Source organism: Luteibacter sp. 1214 (genome assembly GCF_031455395.1).
Lineage (GTDB): Bacteria > Pseudomonadota > Gammaproteobacteria > Xanthomonadales > Rhodanobacteraceae > Luteibacter > Luteibacter mycovicinus.
This window is the reverse complement of record NZ_JAVDSQ010000006.1, coordinates 208,911-229,579: the sequence shown is the minus strand read 5'-3', so window position 1 is coordinate 229,579 and position 20,669 is coordinate 208,911. Positions and strand designations below refer to the sequence as shown.

At 66.5% G+C, this 20,669-nt stretch carries 15 protein-coding genes, 1 pseudogene and 1 riboswitch; all 16 genes and pseudogenes read left to right on the top strand.

The window, feature by feature from the left end:
• The first annotated feature begins 195 nt into the window (after positions 1-195).
• Entirely contained in the window at positions 196-672 is a 477-nt protein-coding gene (locus tag J2X57_RS15055; protein ID WP_036116473.1) for a nuclear transport factor 2 family protein, read from the top strand.
• Positions 673-744: 72 nt separating this feature from the next.
• Positions 745-1,761, top strand: coding sequence for a histidine kinase (locus tag J2X57_RS15050; RefSeq protein WP_309868346.1), 1,017 nt, complete (start codon positions 745-747; stop codon positions 1,759-1,761).
• On the top strand, positions 1,758-2,474 hold the full coding sequence (locus tag J2X57_RS15045) for a LytTR family DNA-binding domain-containing protein (protein WP_309868343.1): 717 nt from the start codon (positions 1,758-1,760) through the stop codon (positions 2,472-2,474). The genes J2X57_RS15050 and J2X57_RS15045 overlap by 4 nt, the downstream gene beginning before the upstream one ends.
• 84 nt (positions 2,475-2,558) lie before the next feature.
• A pseudogene (locus J2X57_RS15040) lies at positions 2,559-3,635 on the top strand (acyltransferase); the annotation flags it as partial.
• Between the two features lie 23 nt (positions 3,636-3,658).
• Positions 3,659-3,894, top strand: a riboswitch (cobalamin riboswitch).
• Between the two features lie 122 nt (positions 3,895-4,016).
• Positions 4,017-5,894, top strand: coding sequence for a TonB-dependent vitamin B12 receptor (gene btuB, locus J2X57_RS15035; protein WP_309868341.1), 1,878 nt, complete (start codon positions 4,017-4,019; stop codon positions 5,892-5,894).
• A 28-nt stretch (positions 5,895-5,922) separates the two neighbouring features.
• Complete coding sequence (locus J2X57_RS15030) at positions 5,923-6,504, top strand: hypothetical protein (protein ID WP_090354870.1); 582 nt, start codon at positions 5,923-5,925, stop codon at positions 6,502-6,504.
• Between the two features lie 26 nt (positions 6,505-6,530).
• Positions 6,531-7,133, top strand: coding sequence for a cob(I)yrinic acid a,c-diamide adenosyltransferase (gene cobO / locus J2X57_RS15025; protein WP_343218462.1), 603 nt, complete (start codon positions 6,531-6,533; stop codon positions 7,131-7,133).
• Positions 7,130-8,419, top strand: a complete 1,290-nt coding sequence (locus J2X57_RS15020) for a cobyrinate a,c-diamide synthase (protein ID WP_309868335.1) — start codon at positions 7,130-7,132, stop codon at positions 8,417-8,419. Before cobO ends, J2X57_RS15020 begins: the two co-directional genes overlap by 4 nt.
• A gap of 14 nt (positions 8,420-8,433) precedes the next feature.
• Entirely contained in the window at positions 8,434-9,324 is an 891-nt protein-coding gene (gene cbiB / locus J2X57_RS15015; protein ID WP_309868448.1) for an adenosylcobinamide-phosphate synthase CbiB, read from the top strand.
• Entirely contained in the window at positions 9,317-10,297 is a 981-nt protein-coding gene (gene cobD, locus J2X57_RS15010; RefSeq protein ID WP_309868333.1) for a threonine-phosphate decarboxylase CobD, read from the top strand. Before cbiB ends, cobD begins: the two co-directional genes overlap by 8 nt.
• Positions 10,294-11,766 carry a cobyric acid synthase gene (locus J2X57_RS15005; RefSeq protein WP_309868331.1) on the top strand — a complete coding sequence of 491 codons (1,473 nt, stop codon included), beginning with the start codon at positions 10,294-10,296 and terminating at the stop codon, positions 11,764-11,766. The genes cobD and J2X57_RS15005 overlap by 4 nt, the downstream gene beginning before the upstream one ends.
• Positions 11,754-12,275: a bifunctional adenosylcobinamide kinase/adenosylcobinamide-phosphate guanylyltransferase gene (gene cobU, locus J2X57_RS15000; protein ID WP_079520691.1), complete on the top strand. Its 522-nt coding sequence runs from the start codon at positions 11,754-11,756 to the stop codon at positions 12,273-12,275. The genes J2X57_RS15005 and cobU overlap by 13 nt, the downstream gene beginning before the upstream one ends.
• Positions 12,272-13,315 carry a nicotinate-nucleotide--dimethylbenzimidazole phosphoribosyltransferase gene (cobT, locus tag J2X57_RS14995; protein ID WP_309868329.1) on the top strand — a complete coding sequence of 348 codons (1,044 nt, stop codon included), beginning with the start codon at positions 12,272-12,274 and terminating at the stop codon, positions 13,313-13,315. The genes cobU and cobT overlap by 4 nt, the downstream gene beginning before the upstream one ends.
• Positions 13,312-13,851: a histidine phosphatase family protein gene (locus J2X57_RS14990; RefSeq protein WP_309868327.1), complete on the top strand. Its 540-nt coding sequence runs from the start codon at positions 13,312-13,314 to the stop codon at positions 13,849-13,851. Before cobT ends, J2X57_RS14990 begins: the two co-directional genes overlap by 4 nt.
• Positions 13,851-14,567 (top strand): adenosylcobinamide-GDP ribazoletransferase, encoded by a 717-nt coding sequence (locus tag J2X57_RS14985; RefSeq protein ID WP_309868325.1) that lies wholly within the window; start codon positions 13,851-13,853, stop codon positions 14,565-14,567. Before J2X57_RS14990 ends, J2X57_RS14985 begins: the two co-directional genes overlap by 1 nt.
• Positions 14,568-14,961: 394 nt before the next feature.
• On the top strand, positions 14,962-20,607 hold the full coding sequence (locus tag J2X57_RS14980; RefSeq protein ID WP_309868323.1) for an autotransporter-associated beta strand repeat-containing protein: 5,646 nt from the start codon (positions 14,962-14,964) through the stop codon (positions 20,605-20,607).
• Positions 20,608-20,669 lie beyond the last annotated feature (62 nt).

Here is a 20,669-nt window from a genome sequence, read left to right as displayed (position 1 = left end):
GGCTTCCCGCTGTCGTCGGAGCCAGCCCTGCCGGCGAAAAGCCAACAAGGCGGTGACGCGGCGAACTTCCGTTGTGCCAGTAACGCTTCCCAACCGTTTCATCGCACTCCACGCCCGCCCCACCGCACACACTCTTGGCGACCCATCCCCACACCTGATCTCCTCGTACGTCTCACCACGTACGAGGCCTTGACCATGTCCTTGCACCCCGCATTCAGCGCATTCGCTCTCCTGCTCACGCTCCCCTGCTTCGCCGCCGACGCACCCAAAGCCGAAATCCAGCACGTCGTCGACACCTTCCAGACCGCATTGAAAGCTCACGACGCCAAAAGCGTCTCCTCCCTGTTTCTCAACGACAACATCTCCTGGTACACCTCACTGGGTGATGCGTCCTTCACGAGCGTCAAGGCCAGACACTCCGAGGTAACCACGGCTTACAAAGCCGGCACCCTCAAACAGTTCACCGACTTCATCGGCTCCGGCAAGGTCCAGGTCGAGGAGCGCTTCCACAACGTCCGCATCGATACCGACGGAACGGTCGCCTCCGTCTACTTCGATTTCGACTTCCTCGCCGACGGCAAGATAGCCAACCATGGCGCCGAAACCTGGCAGATGATCCATACGCCGGACGGCTGGAAAATCGCGGCCATGCTCTACTCGTCGAACTTCTGACCGATAGAATCGGATCCGGGCGAACGAGGGCGGCGCATGCGGGAAGACAGGAACGTAACAGTATCGCCGGGCATGGCCTGGATCGCAGGCCTGCCTATCCTCGGCTGCATGCTGGTGATGGGTTTGCCGTCGCTTGCCGATCCGAAGGTCCTCGCGTTTCGCCTCTTCTACACCGCTGCGTACCTGGCATGGATCGTCCCGCTGGGCTGGCTCCAGCGCGTGCTATGGCGACGGGCGGCGAGCGCATGGACGATGGCAGCCTGGTTGCTGCCGATCAGCTACGCGATGTCCGTCGCCAATGCACTCTTCGCCCTCGAATTTCTCGCGAGTCCGGCCATGCGAGCGCGGGTCGGCTGGGCCTGGGTGTTCGGCGGGCTCGACGGCTGCTGGCTGGCGCTGATCGCTTTTTGTGGCATGCAGGCAATGGTGCTGCACCGGGCGGAACTTCGCGCCGAAGGCCTTCGGTTGCGCGAGGCATCGCAAGCGGCCCGTGATGCGGAGTTGCGTGCCTTGCGCTACCAGCTGCAGCCACACTTCCTTTTCAACACGCTGAATGCGATCTCGGCCCTGGTACGCGACGATCGTAAGCGCGATGCCACGCGCATGATCGCCCGCCTGGGCGATTTTCTTCGCGCGACGCTGGAGCAGTCGCCCGGGCACGAAGTGACGGTCGCGGACGAGATCGCCTTTACCTCTACCTACCTGGATATCGAGAAGGCGCGGCTGGGCGACCGGCTGCGCGTGAACATTCACACCGGTCCGGACACGCTCGATGCGCAGGTGCCCTACCTCCTGCTGCAGCCGCTGGTCGAGAACGCCATCCGGCATGGCATCGCACCCCGCCGTGAGGGCGGCCGGATCGACATTCGTGTCGAGCGTGACGGAGGAACACTTCGCGTGTGGGTCGATAACGATCGCTTCGACGGGCCTTCAGCAGGAGGGCAGGGCGTGGGTCTGACGAATGTATGTGCCCGCCTCGATGTGCTCTATCCCGGCAATCACCTGCTGGAAGCTGGCCCTCGCGGCGATCGGTGGCGCACGGCGGTCACCTTGCCCGTGCGCTCTGCCGTCATGCGGACAACCGCATGATTCGCATCGCCGTCGTCGATGACGAGCCCCTCGCTCGCAGGGGCGTGCAGGTCCGCCTTAATGCGGAGCCCGACGTTATCGTCGTCGCCGAGGCGGTGGATGGTCAGGCGCTGGCCGCCATGCGTCGAACCGATGTGGATCTCGCGATCGTCGATGTCCAGATGCCTGGCCTGACCGGTATCGATGCCCTGGCGGCCATACCGCCTCCCGACCGACCGTTGGCGATCCTGTTGACCGCGCACGACAGCTTCGCTCTCCGTGCCTTTGAACTGGGCGCGGTGGATTACCTGCTGAAGCCCATCGATGATGAACGCTTCGCCGAAGCGATTGAACGGGCTCGTCGACAACTCGGCAGGGCGGTGACCACGACAACGAGGCAGGCCGAACGCTTCGCCATTCGCATCGGCGCCCGCATTCACTACGTCGCTGCGGACGAGGTCGAGTGGATCGAGGCCGACGGCGATTACGCGGCGCTGCATGTACGCGGCGAACGGTATCTGCTCCGCGAAACCCTGCATACGCTGTCCAGGCGACTTGACCCGCTGCGCTTTCTCCGGGTGCACCGCTCGGCCATCGTTCGGGTGGATCAGGTCGCCGAACTCCTGCCACGGTCCAACCGCGACGCGGTGGTTCGATTGAAAGATGGTGCGACGCTGCGCGCAAGTCGTACCTATATCGATGCCCTGCTCGCCGCGTTGCACCGCGGGCAATGAGCGCGCCCGCGAATCGCCATAAACGCGCCGTGCATCCGCCCGGACGCGCCCGCACATTGACGTGACACCCAGGGGATCCCACGCATGAACCGCACTCCCGGCCTCGACACGCTGCGCGCGATCGCCATCGCCTGGGTGATGTTGTTTCACAGTTATCTGGTCGGCGGCCTCGGCGAGGGCTTCAGCAAGCTGGAATGGTCGGGGTGGATGGGCGTCGACCTGTTCTTCGTGCTGAGCGGCTACCTCATCGGCACGCAGGTGCTGAAGTCCCTGAAGACCACCGGAAGACTCGATTTCCCTGGCTTCTACCGGCGCCGTTTCGTACGGATATTTCCTGCGTTCATCGTCGTGCTGGCGATGTATGCGTTATGGCCGGCATGGCGAGAAACGCCGGGTATGCAGCCGTTGTGGCAATTTCCGACGTTTACCTTCAACCTGTTGTTCGACAACGGCGACAACTATGCGTTCTCCCACGTGTGGTCGCTATGCGTGGAAGAACACTTCTATCTCGTCTTTCCCTTGCTGGCCTTCGCGCTGACGCGCAAACCCGCTCTGTGGAAGTTCATCACCGTATGCGTCGCGGTGGTCGCCGGCGGCCTCCTGTTGCGGGCGTGGCTGTGGTCCGATTTGCTGGGACCGGCTCGTGATACGGACATCAGTGCGGGCCTGCTCTATCTCCGTTACCTCTATTACCCCACGTGGTCGCGCCTGGATGGGCTCGTCGCCGGTGTCGCCCTGGCGGCGTGCGGGGTGTATCGCCCGCAGTGGATGGCATGGATCCATGCGCGCGCGGGCTGGGTGCTCGGCGCCGCCACCGTTCTCCTTGGCGTCTGTCTGGTCCTTTTCGACGGTGCACGCCCCCTGTTCTGGCCCTGCGTCATCGGCTACCCCCTGCTGTCGCTGGCGATGGGTGGCTTCGTCGCCGCCTTCAGCGGCCCGACCGTCTTCGCAAGGCTGCGGGTGCCCGGTGCCGGATGGCTGGCCGCCGCTTCGTACAGCCTCTATCTCTGCCACAAAGGCGTTTTTCATCTGACGGAGGGGCTGCTCGGTGACGGTCTGGCCGGTCATCGCTTCGTCCGTTTCGCCATCTATGCGTCCGCGACCCTGGCTGGCGGTGCGCTGCTTCACTATGGTGTCGAGCGCCCGTTCCTGCGCTGGCGCGACCGCCGCGTTCATGCTTCGGATACACTACCGCCGCCCAAGGTGATTCCCGGCGTCGCAGCCGGGGATTGAAACGGGAATCCGGTGACCCGCGCGATCCACGAGGTCCGCGTCATTCCGGAGCTGCCCCCGCAACGGTAGGCGAGCCAAAGGTCTGCATGAAGCCACTGTGCCCCGAAAGGCATGGGAAGGCGCCGACCGGCAGGGATTCTCCCTGCGCTCGCAAGCCCGGAGACCGGCCTTCGAGGTAACACCGGACAGGCGGAGGGCCATGTCGTGGGTGGCCGGCCGGCCTTCCGCCATCGGCGCTCCCCGCTACCGTCTCCCTGTCTCTCGCCATTCATGCCGCGCGGATGGGCGCGGTAGTGCAGGAGTCACCACGTGTCGCTTCGTATTTCCACCCTCGCGGTCGCCATCGCGATGGCATGCCTCGTTCCCGCCGCGGCCTTCGCCGATGACACCTCCACCGACCTCGACAAGGTGGTGGTCACCGCGAGCCGGACCGAGCAGACCCAGGCGCAGGTGCTGTCCGCCTCCACGGTGATCGACCGTGCCGGGATCGAGCGGCTGCAGCCGCGCTCGCTGGCCGACCTGCTGCGTGCGACGCCCGGTGTGTCCATCGCCAATAACGGCGGCCCGGGCAAGTCGACCTCCGTCTTCATGCGCGGCACCGAGTCCGACCACGTCCTCGTGCTGATCGATGGCGTGAAGGTGGGTTCAGCGACCTCCGGTACGGCGGCCTTCCAGGATATTCCGGTCGACCAGATCGAGCGCATCGAAATCGTCCGTGGCCCGTTTTCCAGCCTCTATGGCTCGGACGCGCTGGGTGGCGTCATCCAGATCTTTACCCGTCGCCCGGAAGGCAGCTTCGTGCCGAACTTCTCCATCGGTGGCGGCAGCTACGACACCTTGCGCGGCTCGGCCGGCTTCAGCGGACGCGGCTCGAACGGCTGGTACGCGGTGGAAGCGAACCACGACCAGACCGACGGCATCAACGCATGCCGCGGCCGCCCCAGCCCGGGCGGCGGCGGTTGCTACACCTACGAGCCGGACAAGGACGGTTACCGCAACAATGCGCTGTCGCTGAAGGGCGGATGGCGCTTCGACGAGCAGTGGGACGCCGACGTCAATGCCATGCGCACCGAAGGCGCCAACCATTACGACGGCACCAGCAGCAACTTCGCCGACTCGTCGACGCAGGTCGTTGGCGGCCGTCTGCGCTATACACCGTCGAAGGACGTGAAGTTCACCCTCAACCTCGGTCGCAGCGGTGACTTCTCGACCGACCACGAGAACGGCGTCTACGCCGATACGTTCAACACGCATCGCGACGTCGCCTCGGCGCAGGCGGACCTCGGTCATGTCGGTGGGGACGCAGGCCAGACCACGCTCGGTTACGACTGGCAGCGCGATCGCGTCGTCGGCAGCACCGACTACTTCGTCGATGCGCGTCGCAACCACGCGATTTTCGGCCAGTGGTTGCAGGCATTCGGCGACAGCTCGATCCAGGCCAGTCTGCGCCGTGACGAGAACAGCCAGTTCGGCGGCAAGACCACCGGCAGCCTGCAGTACGGCTACATGCTGACGAAGGACCTGCGTGTCACCGGCAGCTACGGCACCGCGTTCAAGGCACCGACGTTCAACGACCTGTACTACCCCGACTACGGCAATCCGGACCTCCGCCCGGAAACTTCCCGCAACTGGGAGCTGGGGCTGCGCGGTACGCCCACGTGGGGTAACTGGTCGATCAATGCCTTCCAGAATCACATCGACAACCTGATCGTCTTCGACTCGAGCCTGACCGGTCCGCTGTTCCCGTTTGGTGGCGCGAACAATATCGACCGCGCACGGATCCGTGGCGTGGAGCTGGCAGCCGACACCACCGTCGCCGACTGGCACCTCTCGGGTAACGCGACGTGGCTGCAGCCGGAAGACGATAGCGACGACGACAGCAAGGGCAACCTGTTGCCACGACGTGCCCGCCGCACCGCGAATATCGACGTCGACCGCTCGTTCGGCGCGCTGAGCGTCGGTGCCAGTGTGTTCGCCTCGGGCTATCGCTATGACGACTCGACCAACCTGCACCGACTGGGTGGCTACGCGCTGACCGATCTGCGCATCGCGTACGCCTTCGCGCCGGCGTGGTCGGTGGAGCTGGCCGGCAAGAATGTCTTCGATCGCCACTACGAGACCGCGCGTTACTTCAATCAGCTGGGTCGCAACTACATGCTCACGTTCCGCTACCAGCCCCGCTCGTAATCCGTCCCCCCGTACGAGGTACGCCCCGATGAAACCCCTGTCACGTCCGTTGTTTGTCGCCATGTCGGCATGGTTCGCGCTGATCATGATCGCCACGCGTTTTCATCACTTCGGCGATGTACTCCATCTTCCCGACGCGTCGATGGCGTTGTTCTTCCTCGGGGGTATCTACCTGCGAAAGCACCTGGCCTTCGTGGCCTTCGTCGTCCTGGCGGTGCTGATCGACTGGGTTTCGATCAGCTACGCGGGCGTGAGCGACTTCTGCATCACGGTGGCCTATTCGTTCATGCCGCTGGCGTACGCCGTGCTCTGGTACGGCGGCCGCCTGGTGGCACCGCGTTTCGACGGTTCACTGGCATCGCATGCGATGGTATTCGCGGCATTGCTGGTCTGCGCCACGGTCTCGTACGCCATATCCAATGGTGCGTTCTACTGGCTGGGTGGCCGTTACACCGATACCAACATGACCCAGTACGTCCAGCGCTTCATGCAATGGGCGCCGCTCTTCGTGCGTGCCGCCGCGGCGTATGTGCTGGTGGCTCAGGTGGTCCAGGCGGCGGTCTGGCGCTTCGCACCGCGGGCACGGGACGCCCGTACCACTCACGCATGAGCGGCGACACCACGCCATGGAGTGAAATGGACGAGGAGGCTCGTCATCGCGACCGCATGCGCCGGAAGAAGGAGCTGATCGACCGGCGTATCGCGAAAGCGACCATCGATCGCGGCGTGCTCGTGGTCAACACCGGCAACGGCAAGGGAAAGAGCTCGTCCGGATTCGGTATGCTGGCGCGGTCGCTCGGCCATGGCTTTCGTTGTGGCGTCGTCCAGTTCATCAAGGGCAGTTTTTCCACCGGCGAGGAGGCATTCTTCCGCATGTACGAAGACGGTGCGCTCGATTACCACGTGATGGGCGAAGGCTATACGTGGGAGACACAGGACAAGGCGCGCGACATCGCGGCGGCCATGGCCGCGTGGGATGTCGCCGAGCGCATGCTCGCCGACCCGGCATACGATTTCATCCTGCTCGACGAGCTGAACATCGCGCTGGTGAAGCAATACATCCCGCTCGATCGCGTGCTCGACGCCTGCCGGGCGCGGCCCGAACGACAGCATGTGGTGATCACGGGCCGTGGCGCGCCGGATGCGCTCGTCGAACTGGCGGATACCGTGACCGAGATGCGCGTGGTGAAACACGCCTATCAGGCGGGTATCCGCGCGCAGAAGGGCGTGGAACTGTGAGCCGTTCGTGTCCCGCGCTGCTGGTCTCGGCACCTGCGTCGGGGCAGGGCAAGACCAGTGTGACGGCGGCGCTGGCGCGTGCGCATGCGCGTGCCGGCCGCCGGGTCCGCGTCTTCAAGACCGGACCCGATTTTCTCGACCCGATGATCCTCCAGCGCGCAGCCGGCGCTCCGGTTTACCAGCTCGACACCTGGATGGGTGGCGAAGACGACGTTCGCGCGCGACTCCATGCCGCGGCGGAGGAGGCGGACCTGATCCTCATCGAGGGCGTGATGGGGCTGTTCGACGGGCGCCCGTCGAGCGCGGATCTGGCCCAGCGGTTCGGTTTGCCCGTTCTCGCCGTGATCGATGGCAGTGCCATGGCGCAGACGTTCGGTGCGCTGGCGCATGGACTGGCCAGTTATCGCGACGGGCTCATCGTGCACGGCGTGATCGCCAACCGTGTTGGCAGCGCGTATCACGCCACCTTGCTGCGCGAGAGTTTGCCGCCTGCGCTTACCTGGTACGGCGCGCTCCCGCGCGATGCGGCCATGGGTCTGCCGGAGCGGCATCTCGGCCTCGTGTCCGCCGCGGAGCTGGCGGATCTCGACGCGCGGCTGGATGCGCTGGCCGACGCGTTGCCCGCCGAGGCGGTGGGCCAGCTGCCACCCCCGGTCGTTTTCCAGCCACCGGTCGACCGACATTCCACGCGGCGGCTGGACGGCCGCCGCATCGCCATCGCCTGCGACGAAGCATTCGCTTTCGTGTACCCGGCCAATCTCGACGTGCTGCGTGACGCCGGCGCGGAGCTGATCTTCTTCAGTCCGCTGGCGGGCGACGCCTTGCCCCCATGCGATGCGATCTGGCTTCCGGGAGGCTACCCTGAATTGCACCTCGACACGCTGGCGAGCCGTGACGATCTGCGCCGCGATCTGCACGCGCATGTCGATGCCGGACGCCCCCTGCTGGCGGAGTGCGGCGGTCTGCTCTATGCCCTCGACCGGCTTACCGACACGCATGGCCATGCAGCCGGCATGGCGGGGCTGATCGCCGGAGACGCGACGATGCAGCCGCGCATGGCGGCGCTCGGCATGCAGTCGGTGGACCTGCCCGAAGGGATCCTGCGCGGTCATTCGTTTCACTATGCGACGGCGACGATCGCCGCCACGGCTCTGGCGGTGGCGAGCAACCCGAATGGCGGGCCCACCGCCGAGGCGGTCTACCGCCGTGGGCGCATGACCGCCAGCTTCGTGCACTTTTATTTCCCATCGAATATCGACGCCGCGCTGCGTCTTTTCCTGCTGTGACCACCGCCTTCGCGATGCTCGCGGCGCTGCTGCTCGATGCATGGTGGGGCGAGCCACGACGCGCGCATCCGCTGGTCGGCTTCGGCCATCTCGCTCAATGGATCGAGCGACAGCTTTATGCCGGTCGCCGCCCCCGGGGCGTCCTGGCCTGGTGCCTGGCGGTGCTTCCGCTGGTCGGACTGCTCGCGCTGATCCGATACGGGATGCCCGCCGCGCCCGGGTTTGTCATCGATACGGTGGTGCTGTATCTCGCCGTGGGTCGGCGCAGCCTCGCGGAGCACGCGTCGCCCGTCGCCGATGCGCTGAGCGCGGCCGATATCGGTGCGGCGCGGCAGGCGGTCGGTCGAATGGTCAGCCGCGATACGGAGGCCCTGGATGCCTCGCGTGTGGCCGCCGCCGCGACGGAATCCGTCCTCGAGAACGGCCACGACGCCGTCTTCGGTGCGCTGTTCTGGTTTCTGTTGCTGGGCGCGCCGGGCGTGCTGTTGTTCCGTCTGGCGAATACGCTGGATGCGATGTGGGGCTACCGGACGCCGCGCTACCTGCGCTTCGGCTGGGCGGCGGCGCGTATCGACGACGTGCTCGGGTTCATCCCCGCAAGGCTCACCGCGCTGACATATGCACTGGCGGGCGAATTCACGACGGCACGTCGTTGCTGGGCGACGCAGGCACCGTTGTGGGACAGCCCCAACGCCGGCCCGGTGATGGCCGCCGGTGCGGGTGCACTCAACGTCCGACTGGGTGGGCCCGCGCCATACCACGGTCAGTGGGAAGACCGTCCTGTCCTCGGTACCGGGGATGCGCCCGACGCCACCTCGATACGACGCGCCCTGCGTCTCGTCGATCGGGGCGTAGCGATCTGGATCGGTCTCGCACTCGTGGCTGGAGTAGCCGCTCATGCTTGAGCACGGTGGACGTCTGGCTCGTGCGGTGACACAGCACGGCATCCCACGCGAGCACTGGCTCGATCTGTCGACGGGTATCAGCCCGTATGCCTATCCCGTGCCTGCCGTACCGGCCGAGGCATGGCACCGGTTGCCCGAGGACGACGACGGGCTCATGCACGTGGCCCGCGCCTACTACGCGGCGCCGCATCTTCTGGCCGTTCCCGGCTCGCAGGCGGCGATCATGGCGTTGCCGCGCATGCGGTCACGCTCGCGTGTGGGCGTGATCTCGCCGGGCTACAACGAGCATGCGCATGCGTGGCGGCAACACGGTCACGACGTCCGCGAGTGTCCGGCGGATGCATTGTTCGAACGCGCCGCCGACTTTGACGTGATCGTGCTCATTCATCCCAACAACCCTGGCGGCGACCGGTTCCGTCGCGAGGCGCTGCTCGCGTTGCACGCATCGCTCGCGTCGCGCGGTGGCTGGTTGATCGTCGACGAGGCGTTCATCGACACGCGACCGGACGGCACGCTGTGCGCAGCGGCATGCGACGGTCTGATCGTCTTGCGCTCGGTGGGTAAGTTCTTCGGCCTCGCCGGCGTGCGCGCGGGGTTTGTCGCGTCGTCGCCGGGCCTGCTGGAGGCACTGCGTGAATGTCTGGGGCCGTGGACGCTGAGCGGGCCGACGCGCCACGTCGTGAAGGCGGCGCTGACCGACGTCGACTGGCAGATCACGATGCGCGCGCGGGTGCGCGAAGACAGTGCGCGGCTGGTTGCGTTGCTGACGGAGCACGGACTGCGTCCCGATGGTGGCTGCGATCTCTTTCAGTATTGTCGCCATCCCGACGCCGCTCGTCTTCACGACGCCCTCGCGACGCGTGCCATCCTCACCCGCCGCTTCGACGATCCGCCGGCGCTGCGTTTCGGCCTGCCAGGCGACGAGGTCGGTTTCGAGCGCCTGGATGTGGCACTGGCCGAGGTGCTGGCTTGAGCGCGCGCGTACTCATGGTGCAGGGTTGCACGTCCGACGCGGGCAAGAGCACCGTCGTCGCCGCGCTGTGCCGCTGGCTGCGCCGCCGCGGTGTCGCGGTCGCGCCGTTCAAGCCGCAGAACATGGCTTTGAACTCCGCCGTCACGGTCGATGGGGGCGAGATCGGTCGCGCACAGGCGGTGCAGGCGCAGGCGGCGGGCGTCATGCCGCATACCGATTTCAACCCCGTCCTGCTCAAGCCGAACAGCGACACCGGTGCGCAGGTGATCGTCCACGGACACCCCGTCGGCAACATGGACGCCGTCGGCTACCACGCGTACAAACGTGTCGCGATGGACGCGGTGCTCGCATCGCATGCGCGACTCGCCGACGCCTATGCGGCGATCGTCGTCGAAGGTGCCGGGAGCCCCGCCGAGATCAACCTGCGCGATCGCGATATCGCCAATATGGGGTACGCCGAGGCGGTCGACTGTCCTGTCATTCTGGTGGCCGACATCGACCGTGGCGGCGTCTTCGCCCATCTCGTCGGTACGCTGGCTTTGCTGTCGGAGAGCGAACGTAACCGGGTGGCGGGCTTCGTCATCAATCGTTTTCGCGGCGATATCGCGCTGCTCCAGCCTGGTCTCGACTGGCTGGAGCGTGAAACAGGCAAGCCGGTACTGGGCGTCCTGCCCTATCTTCACGGCATGGTGCTGGAAGCCGAAGACGCCTTGCCGCGGGACCGGGTGCGTCGCGAGCACGCGCGCCTGCGTGTGGCCGTGCCCGCGCTTCCACGGATCAGCAATCACACCGATCTGGACGCGCTGCGCCTGCATCCCGATGTGGCATGTGTCTTCGTCGGTCCGGGCGAGAGCTTTCCGGCATGCGACCTGATCGTCCTGCCCGGATCGAAGTCCACCCGCGCGGATCTGGCATGGCTGCGGTCTCAGGGCTGGGACCAGGCCATCCTCCGGCACGTCCGTTACGGCGGCCACGTCATCGGCATCTGCGGCGGCATGCAGATGCTCGGCCACGCGGTACACGACCCGCTCGGCGTCGAAGGGGCCGCGGGTTCCAGCAGCGGGCTGGGCCTGCTCGACCTCGAAACGACACTGGCGCCCGCCAAACAGCTGCGCATCGTCAGCGGTCGGGTGGGGGACGGCGATGCCATGGTCACCGGTTACGAGATTCACTGCGGTGTAAGCACCGGCGCGGGGATGAAGCGTCCCGCCGTCGTGCTGGACGACGGGCGCGACGACGGCGCGCGCTCCGACGATGGACGCGTCATCGGTACCTACCTGCACGGGCTGTTCGATCACCCGGATGCGTTGCGCGCATGGCTGGGACACGCGGGCCTCGATGAGCCGGCGCCCTTCGACCTCGGCGCGTTACGCGAGGCGACGATCGACCGTCTGGCCGACACGATAGACGCGCACATGAATACGGCGGTACTCACCCGACTTTTTGGACTCGATGCATGCAGACCCTGATTCTGGGCGGAGCCCGCTCCGGCAAAAGTGCGCTGGCGGAGAGATTGGCCAGCGCGTCCGGCCGCGAGGTGGTGTACGTGGCCACCGCGCAGGCGCTCGACCTGGAGATGGCCGAACGCATCGCGCATCACCGCGCACGGCGGCCCGCGTCGTGGACCTCCGTGGAAGAGCCGCTGATGCTCGCCCGCGTCCTTCGGGAGCACGCGGCGGAGCATCGCTGCGTACTCGTCGATTGCCTCACCTTGTGGCTGTCCAATCTGCTGGGCATCGACGACGGTCGTCATTTCGGCAGTGAGCACGAGGCGCTGCTGGCCACGGTGGCGACGTTGCCGGGCGACATTCTGTTTGTGAGCAATGAAGTCGGTCTGGGTGTCACTCCCATGGGCGCGCTGAGCCGCCGGTTTGTCGACGAAGCCGGTCGGCTTCACCAGTCACTGGCACAGCGCTGCGATCGCGTGTTGTTTACCGCCGCCGGCCTGCCCCTCGCTTTGAAAGGAACCCTGCCATGAAGCACTGGCTCGCCACACCCGCACGGGTCCCCGATGCCGCCGCAGCCGAGGCGGCGACCTTGCGCCAGGCGACGCTGACCAAGCCGCCTGGCTCGTTGGGTAGACTGGAATCGCTCGCCGTACAACTCGCCGCGCTGCAGGGGCGTGAGCGTCCTCGCGTCGACGTGGTCTGGATCGCGGTGTTCGCCGGTGACCATGGCGTGGCGGTCGAAGGTGTCTCCGCGTTCCCGCAGGTGGTCACCGGCGAGATGCTGCGTAACTTCGCGCTCGGCGGCGCCGCGATATCCGTGCTGGCGAGGGCGCTCAACGCCACCCTCGATGTCGTCAGCCTCGGCACGGTCAACGATCCGGGCGACGTCGCCGGCGTACGCCGTGAAATCATCGCGCCGTCGACCGCGAATATCGCCGAGGGGCCGGCCATGACGGATGACCAGCTCGACGCGGCGCTGATCACCGGCGTACGTAGTGTCGAGCGCGCGGTCGCCGCCGACGCGCAGGTCTTCATCGGCGGTGACATGGGTATCGGCAATACGGCCGTCGCCAGCGCGCTTGCCTGCGCCTTGCTGGGTGAATCGCCCGATGTGCTCGTGGGCGCCGGCACCGGACTCGACCAGGCGGGCATCGCGCGCAAGGCCGCGACGATCGAGCGCGCGCTGCGTGCCAACGCGGCAGCCATCACGCCGCTCGAATGCCTGCGCTGTCTGGGCGGTTTCGAAATCGCCGCCTTGACCGGCGCCTTCGTCGCCGCGGCTCAGCATGGCATGCCGGTGCTCGTCGATGGCTTCATCACCTCCGTGGCCGCGCTGGCCGCCGTCGCGTTGCGCCCCGATGTACGCCCATGGCTGATGTTTGCGCATCGCTCACAGGAGCGCGGCCACGCGCGCGTGCTCGCCGCGCTGGGTGGCGAGCCGTTGCTCGACCTGCAGCTGCGGCTGGGCGAAGCCAGTGGCGCCGCGTTGGCCGTCCCGCTGCTGCGTCTGGCCTGCACCCTGCACGGTTCGATGGCGACCTTCGCCGAGGCCGGAGTGTCCGAGGCATGAGCATCGATCTGCTGCGCCATGGCGACACCGGTCAGCGAAGCTATCGCGGGCAGCTTGACGATCCCCTGACCGAACTGGGCTGGCAACAACTCCGCGACGCGGTGCTGGGCCATGAGTGGGACCGCATCGTCTGCTCGTCGATGGCGCGCTGCTCGCGTTTCGCGACCGAACTGGCCGAAAGGCGCGGTCTGCCGCTGCGCATCGATACGCGGCTTGTGGAATATCACTTCGGCGACTGGCAGGGCGTGCCTGTCGAGACGATCGCGGAGACGGACGGCGATGCGCTCGGCCGCTTCTGGGCCGACCCCGTGATGCATCCGCCCCCGGGCGCGGAAACATTCGACGCCTTTCGCGAGCGACTGTCGGCGGCGCTCGACGACATCGCGGTAGAGGCGAGCGATGCGCGCGTGCTCGTCGTGACCCACGGCGGTGCGATTCGCCTGCTGCGTTGCGTGGCTGAAGATCGCTGCTTCGGTGACATGGCGGGCATCGACGTTCCACACGCGTCGCTGCACCGCATCGCCTGGACACCGTAGTGCGCGGACTCGTGACCGCGTTCGCCTTCCTCACGCGCATCCCGATGCCCCGCGTGGCGATGGACGAGCGCGAACAGGCCGCTTCGCTGAAGTGGTACCCCTTTGTCGGACTGGTGATCGGTCTGGCGCTCAGTGCGCTGGCCCTCGTGGCGCAGCGATGGGCGACGCTACCGGGAGCCGCCCTCGTGCTTCTGCTCTGGGTCGCGCTCACCGGTGCCCTGCATCTGGACGGCCTTGCCGACAGCGCCGACGCGTGGATCGGCGGGATGGGCGATCGCGAACGCACCCTGACGATCATGAAGGATCCGCGCAGCGGGCCGGCGGCCATCGTCGCTCTGGCGCTCGTCCTGTTGCTCAAATTCTCGGCGCTGGCCTCGCTGGCCGATCCCTTGTTACTGGTGCTGCCGCCCCTGCTGGGGCGCGCGGCGCTGGTCGGCCTGTTTCTCACCACGCCGTATGTTCGCAAGGGCGGGATGGGCGATGCCTTGCGCGGCGCTTCGGCCACCGGCTGCCGGGCGTCATTCTTCATCGCGGTGGCCGTTGCCGCCTGCTTCGGCGCGCGGGGCGCCATCGCAATCGGCGTCGGCCTCGTCGTCGGCGCCTGCTGGCGGCGCGCGTGCGTGGTTCGCCTTGGCGGCTTCACCGGCGATACCGCCGGCGCGATGGTGGAGATGGTGGAAGCGGCGACGGTGCTCGCGCTCGTGGCGACGCGCTGACGCCACTGTCGACGACACCCGGCGTCCACTAAAGGTAGATCGCTCCGGTAATCACCGAGTCTGCATCGATCGGGTCCGCCCGGTCTGGCGGGGCGAGCCTGCGCATGCCGCGTGGCTGGCCGGATGGGTGACGCAGCGCGACAGATCGTGCCGCGATGAGGCACTACACGTCGTCACACATGGAATCTGTGCACAGGTTCTCATTTCTGTTATGTGTCGCCACATTTTCTTCACGTCTTGCCGAAATTGCATCTCATTGGTGTTGGCACACACTTTGCTCTGATCCTTCTCCGTACAGGGGAAGCCGCCGCATTGGCATCCAGCCGTCTTTACCTAGCGCAGTTCCACGGAACCGTGACGGCCTGTCGCACCCAAAATTCAGGAGATCGCCGTTTTGAACAGAGTTTTTCGCATCGTATGGAATCGCGCACTTAATCAGTTCGTGGTCGCCTCTGAACTTTGCCGTTCGCGCGCCAAGGGCGCACGCTCCACCGGCGGCGGCGGCTCCGCGATCGCCACCACCAGGGGCCGTCTGGCGGCTGGTGTGCTTCTCGCCCTGGCCGGGACGACTGGCGCCTTCGCGCACACGACGTCCATCGGCTACGCGAATTCGGGCAACAACTCGCTGTCGTTCTATTACGGCACGTACCATCAGTCCGACGAAGCGACGTACACGGAAGGTTCGCTCCACCTCACCTCCACGGCCGGCTTCGACCAAACCGTCTCGTTCAACATCCTGACCGGCACCAAGCCCGCCGGCCTGGTCGACGGCGACACGAACTTCTTCTCGGACGGCACCAAGCTCATCGGCACGCCAAATCGGGTGATCGCGAACTGGCAGGGCGTGACCTTCAATAACCTAGTGCACGGTACCTACACCTTCACCTATATCCCCATCGCCAACCCGACCCAGGTCTGGGCACCGATCGACAACGTGATCCTGTCGAGCACGATCACGATCATCAATGCCGACCTCAGCACGGCACCGCACGTGGTGGCCGGCCAGGTCGTCGACCAGACGTATGCGATCGATCCGTTGATCATGGACGGCGGCATGGTGAAGAACACCGCCGACGGCACCATGACCCAGATGGTCAGCATCACGAACAATAACGGCACGTTCGACACCAACGGTCACAACCTCACGCTCACCGGCGAGATGGATGGCCGCGGCGCGCTCATCAAGCAGGGCGAAGGCACGCTCAACCTGCGCGGCGACAACACGTCCGTCGGCGAGATCGACCTCAACGGTGGCGCGATCAACGTGCTGTCCGATGCGGCCCTGGGCGATACAAGCAACGACCTCAAGTTCAATGGCGGCAGCCTGCAGTGGGGCGCGGACTTCGACCTGAACAGCGGACGCAACGTCACGCTTGGCGCCAATGGCGGCACGTTCGACCTGCAGACCTACGATACCGATGTCTCGAACAGCATCTCGGGCACCGGTTCGCTGACCAAGACGGGCACGGGCACGCTCACGCTGTCCGGCACGAATACCTACACCGGCGGCACCCATGTCGCCGGGGGCGACCTGATCGTCGCCAGCAGCGGGAACCTCGGCACCGGCATACTGAACGTCGACACCGGCTCCGCCGTAACGATGAACAACGCCACGCAGACGGTCGCAGGCCTTGCTGGCGACGGCGGTATCGATCTCGAAGGCACGACCCTGACCCTCAGCGGCAACGGCGCGTCCACCACGTACGGCGGCGTGCTTTCCGGTACCGGCGGCCTGATCAAGAATGGCAGCAACACGCAGGTCCTGACTGGCAGCAACACCTACAGCGGTGGTACCACGGTCAACGACGGCACGCTCGCTTTTGCCAGCGACGCCAACCTCGGCGACGCGGCGGGCAGCCTGACCCTCAACGGCGGTACGCTCGAAGCGACCGGCACGGGTAGCACGGCACGCGACATCCACGTGGCCGGTGGCGCCATCGCGGTGGACGGCGGTCAGCAGCTGACCTCGACCGGCAGCGTCAGCGGTACCGGTGGCCTGATCAAGAACGGCGGCGGCACCCTGATCGTCGACGGCGTCGCCTCGCAGGCCGGTGGCGTGACCGCGAACGGTGGCGTGCTTTCCCTGGGCGGCACCAATACCTATACCGGCGACACGACCATCAACACCGGTGCGACCGTCCTCGTGTCTCGCGATAACAACCTCGGCGCGTCCGCGAACCAGGTCGATCTCGACGGCGGCGCGCTGATCGCGACCGGAAGCTTCGCCACGGCGCGCGACGTGACGGTCGGCAGCGCGGGTAGCAGCCTCGGTGCCAGCACGGGCACCACGCTCACATCGACGGGCGTTGTGTCCGGCAGCGGTACATTGAACACGCAGGGCGCGGGCACGATCGTGCTTGCCGGAACGAATACCTACACCGGCGGCACCGCGATTAACGGTGGCGTCCTGCAGATCTCTTCCGACGCCAATCTCGGCGCAGCGGGCGGCGCCATCGGCCTGTTCGGCGGCACCCTGCACTCGACCGCCGACATCACCAGCACGCGCGACGTCACAACGGGCGGTGCGGGCGGCGTCGATGTCGACGCAGGAACCACCTTCAGCACCTCGGGTACCGTCAACGGTGCCGGAGCCTTGATCAAGAATGGCGAAGGCACGCTCGCGATGTCCGGCACGCTCAGCCAGGTCGGTGGCGTGACGGTCAACGACGGTACGCTGGTCCTGTCGGGCAACAACACCTACGAGGGTGCCAACACCCTCAACGACGGCACGCTTCAGATCGCCAGCGACGCCAACCTCGGTGACGCCGCCAACCATGTCGTCTTCCAGGGCGGCCAGTTGCACGTGACCGGCGATACCACGACGGCGCGCACGGTCGATACGACCGCCGGTTCCGATGCCGACCTCGTCGTCGACGGCGGAAAGACGGTAGCGCTCAACGGCACGGTGCAGGGCCAGGGCGGTCTGGTGGCATCCGGCACGGGTACCCTGGTCCTCGGCGGCGCCAACACGTACACCGGCGGTACCTCCGTGAACGGCGGCACGGTGCGGATCGGTAACGACGCGGCGCTCGGTGCCGCAACCGGCGCCATCACGCTCGCCGGCGGCACGCTGCAGGCGACGGGCGATGTCGCTTCGGCCCGCAACGTCACGGTGAACGGCGGTGCGTTCGCCATCGACCAGGGCGCCACGTTTGCCACGACGGGCAACGTCGGCGGCAACGGCGGTCTGGTGAAGAACGGCAGCGGCACGCTCGAGATCGATGGCACGGCGTCGCACACCGGCGGTACCACGATCAACGACGGTACGCTGGTTCTGACGGGCAACAACAGCTACACCGGCGGCACCACGCTCAACGGCGGCACGCTGCAGGTCGGCAGCGACGCGAACCTCGGCAATACGTCGGACGCCCTGGTCTTCAACGGCGGCACGCTGCACGCCACCGGCGACGTAAGCGGTGCGCGCGCCGTCACGGTGAACGCCGACGCGGTCATCGCGACGGATGCCGGTGCGAGCTTCGCGACATCGGGTACGGTTTCCGGCAACGGTGGCGTCACGAAGAAGGGCGACGGCACCCTGATTCTCAGCGGCGACAACACGTACACGGGTGCGACCACGATCGACGCCGGCACGCTGCAGATCGCGTCCGACACCAACCTCGGCGCATCGACATCCGGCCTGACCTTCAACGGCGGCTCGCTGCACACCACCGGTAACATCGTCACCCAGCGCACGCTCAACCTCGCCGGCAATGCCACCGTCGTCAGCGACGCCGGCACCTCGTTCACCGCCGCGGGCGCAGTTGTCGGCAACGGCGGACTGGTCAAGAACGGCGAAGGTACGCTCTCGATCACCGGCGTCGCCTCGCATACCGGCGGCACGACCGTCAACGAAGGCACGCTGGTGCTCTCGGGCAACAACACCTACACCGGCGGAACCGTGATCAACGGCGGCACGCTGAGCATCGCCAGCGATGCCAACCTGGGTGATGCCGCCAATGCCGTCACGCTCAACGGCGGCAACCTGACGGTGACCTCGAGCATCACTACCGCGCGCAACATCGTCATCGACAACGGCGGCGGCTCGATCACCACGGACACCGGGGCCACGCTCAGCCAGACGGGCAGCATCTCGGGCAACGGCACGCTGACCAAGCTCGGTGGCGGCACGCTGATCGTCAGCGGCAACAACAGCTTCACGGGCGGCACACTGGTCAACGGCGGCACCATCCGCATCGACAGCGGTTCGTCGCTCGGCACCGGCGACATCATCCTGCAAGGTGGCACGCTGCAGACCTATGCGACCCTCGGTACGGGTCAGACGGTCCTGGTCAGCGGCAACTCAGGCGTGAATGTCTCCGCCGGCACCACCACCGTGCTGTCGGGCGACATCAACACCAGTGGCGCCTCGGGTTGCTTCATCAAGAGCGGCGCCGGTGCACTGAGCCTCACCGGCAAGGCGTCGCTCGACCAGGGTACCTGCGTGCAGAACGGTACCCTCCGCGCGAACGGCACGCTCAACAGCAGCTTCGTCAATGTCGACGCGATCGGCACGCTGCGTGGCGTCGGTGTCATCAACGGTCCCGTCAACGTGACAGGCCGCCTGGCACCGGGTAACTCGCCGGGTACGCTGACCGTCAACGGTACGGTGACGATGAATGCGGGCAGCACCTTCGAAGCTGACATCGATGGCAAGGGAACCGGCACGGGCGCAGGCAACTACTCCCGTTTGCTCGTGGTAGGCGCGGGTCATCAGTTCATCGCCAATGGCACGCTGGCACCGCTGCTCCGCGGCATCACCGGTGACGCGAGCAATACCTTCACGCCGACGCTGGGCGATACCTACCGTATCGTCACCGCCGAAGGCGGTATCGTCGGACGCTTCAGCAGCCTCGACCAGCCGAGCGTCGGCCTGCCCGCGAACACGCGCTTCCTGGCCTTCTACAACCTCGCCAACAGCAACAGCATCGACCTGCGCGTCGTGCCGAAGGCGTACAGCGAGTTCCTCGGCACGGGTACCACGCGCAATACGCTGGCGCTGGCCGGTGCGCTGGACCGCGCGGTGGATGCGCAGATCGCCGGCAACGGCGCGGCCTATACCGCTGTCGTCAACGCCATCGGTGCGCTCGATACCGGTCGCATCGCCGACACCGTCAAGGCGATGGCCGGCGAAGTGCACGCCGACCAGGCGGCCGCAGCACGCGGCATGGGTCTGGCGCTCAACCGCGATGCCTTCGATCACCTGGGCACCGACACGACCAATCCGGCCAACAAGGTCTGGGCAAACGTGACCCAGGACGGCCAGCGCTTTGTCGCCGACAACCAGGGCTCCGGCTACAACGCCAGCACCAGCCACGTCACCGCGGGCGTAGACGTCTTCACGAACGACACCACGGTCATCGGTGTGGGCGCGTCGCATGGCGAGAGCAACATCATCGCCACCGGCGGCCAGGGCACCATCCGCGGCAACGCCGGCCTGATCTACGCCCAGCAGAAGGCCGGTGCCGTCATCGTCGACGGTGTCGTGTCCTACGGTTCGGACGACTGGTCGAGCCGTCGCATGGATCCGTTCGGCAATGGTTCGCTCGAGACGCGCACGGATGGTCATGACACGATGGCCAGCCTCACGGCGCGCCTTCCGATGAATGCCGGTGGCCTGCGCATCGAGCCGTATGCCGGTGTGATCTGGCAGAAGGTGGAACGTGATGCGGTGAACGAGACGGGCACGTCGCCGGCGGCGCTGTCGCTGGACAAGCTGTCCGTGACCGGCACCCGTGCCCTGGTGGGCGTGACCGCCGGCTCGAACGCGAACGATCCGCTCGCCTCCGAGCTGACCTGGCGCGTCGGTGTCGCCGGCGGCGTGGATTCGGGCAAGCTGCTCGATCCGACGGTACGCGCCCAGCTCGCCGGCGAACAGTTCGAAACCAAGGCACCGGATGCGGGTCGCGGTTTCGTGCAGTTCAACGCGAACGGTACGATGCGCCTTGCCCGCAACACCTACCTCTACGGCGGCCTCACCGCCGAACAGGGTTCGGGCCGGACGGCATACGGTGTGACTGCCGGTGTGCGCGTCGCCTTCTGAGGCGACGCATCCGGGGAAAAAGCCCGCTCGCAGCGCGTGTAAAAAGCTCGCTGCGGCGGGTA

Bases quoted from the DNA above. Each gene is read 5' to 3' on its own strand.
- cobO (WP_343218462.1), top strand. From the start codon at position 6,531: ATGGACGAGGAGGCTCGTCATCGCGACCGCATGCGCCGGAAGAAGGAG.
- cobT (WP_309868329.1), top strand. From the start codon at position 12,272: ATGAAGCACTGGCTCGCCACACCCGCACGGGTCCCCGATGCCGCCGCA.
- cobD (WP_309868333.1), top strand. From the start codon at position 9,317: ATGCTTGAGCACGGTGGACGTCTGGCTCGTGCGGTGACACAGCACGGC.
- J2X57_RS15045 (WP_309868343.1), top strand. From the start codon at position 1,758: ATGATTCGCATCGCCGTCGTCGATGACGAGCCCCTCGCTCGCAGGGGC.
- J2X57_RS15050 (WP_309868346.1), top strand. From the start codon at position 745: ATGGCCTGGATCGCAGGCCTGCCTATCCTCGGCTGCATGCTGGTGATG.
- cbiB (WP_309868448.1), top strand. From the start codon at position 8,434: ATGCTCGCGGCGCTGCTGCTCGATGCATGGTGGGGCGAGCCACGACGC.
- cobU (WP_079520691.1), top strand. From the start codon at position 11,754: ATGCAGACCCTGATTCTGGGCGGAGCCCGCTCCGGCAAAAGTGCGCTG.
- J2X57_RS15030 (WP_090354870.1), top strand. From the start codon at position 5,923: ATGAAACCCCTGTCACGTCCGTTGTTTGTCGCCATGTCGGCATGGTTC.
- J2X57_RS14990 (WP_309868327.1), top strand. From the start codon at position 13,312: ATGAGCATCGATCTGCTGCGCCATGGCGACACCGGTCAGCGAAGCTAT.
- J2X57_RS15055 (WP_036116473.1), top strand. From the start codon at position 196: ATGTCCTTGCACCCCGCATTCAGCGCATTCGCTCTCCTGCTCACGCTC.